Below are 1,130 nucleotides of genomic sequence, written 5' to 3'. Positions count from 1 at the left end.
GGCTGCCTGGGCGGCGCCCTGTACTGCTCACCGCTCGCTTGCAAGCGCGAGGGACTGCGCCCGCACAACCTCGGCGCCTACCTGATGCGGACAAAGCCATCCACCACGCCCCTGATCCTGGAGGTCACCCCGGATGCCCCGATCCGGCCCAAGGGGATCGACTACCTGCACCTCGGCGCCATCCACCTGCGCACCTACATGCGCTATCAGAGCTATCTCACTCCCGCCGAAAGCGACCGGCTCGACCGCGCCGTCCTCGCCAGCCTGCGCGCCGCGACTGCGTTCCTCGACATCGCCCTGCGCAACGCAATCGGCCACGCGACGCCAACACCGGCCTTCATCGACCAGCTTTCCGACGCGGTGGCCGACGTACCGTTCCTCGGCTACCTGTACTTCGAGGTGCTGTCCGAATACCTGATGCTCCACTCCACCACCCCGGAGACCAAGGCCTACGCCGGGGAGGGTGAGCTGAACAACCTCCTCTACAAACGGCTCGCCTTCGCCGCCGTGGACGGCATGGATCAACTGTTCGACCTGGCACGTTTCAGCCCGCGCCATCACCAGCTCATCCAGCTCATCGAAGGCTTGGATCCGGCTCTCGGCCCGGGAGTCGCCGAATACGTCCGGCGAAGGCTGTCCCACCTGCTCGCCCGCACTGCACTGGCCCCGTCCCAGGACGTGTCAGCGGTCACCTTCCAGGGCACCGATATCGCTACGCTCCAGAAAGCAGCGCCTGGACTGATCGGCCAAATGGCATTCCGCGAGATCCGGTACATGGCCCGCTACGGGCAGCTGTATCACTGCTTCGAGAAATCAAAGGCCCTTGAGGTGTGGGACTACTGGAACAACGAGGGAATACCCACTCCCTTCAATGGGATCCTCCCCAAGGGAGAGATCGGAATAAATCCCGTCTACCCCCGTTCAGCAGTAAGGATCTGGGTGGCAGAGCAGGACAGTAAGGGCTACTTACAGCCGATGGAGGAGGTCGCGGCCGTTGTCACGCCCCACCTGGCGACGTGGTGGGCGCCTCCCCGGCAGCGCGGGATGCAGGACGCACCCGTGATTCACGAGCCGGTTCGGCGCCAGATCTTCGATTCCAGCCCATTGGCTATTGGTGATCGGGGTTACGC

At 64.2% G+C, this 1,130-nt stretch carries 1 protein-coding gene; it reads left to right on the top strand.

Translation table 11 applies throughout. From position 1 onward, the window contains the following. The coding region (locus tag ACFVX9_RS39650; RefSeq protein WP_387987148.1) for a hypothetical protein at positions 1-1,130 on the top strand (1,130 nt) is incomplete at both ends.

Origin of the sequence: Kitasatospora sp. NPDC058243, assembly GCF_042882025.1 — a bacterium.
Lineage (GTDB): Bacteria > Actinomycetota > Actinomycetes > Streptomycetales > Streptomycetaceae > Kitasatospora.
Note: the sequence above shows the minus strand (reverse complement) of the source record. Positions and strands in the feature narration are given on the sequence as shown.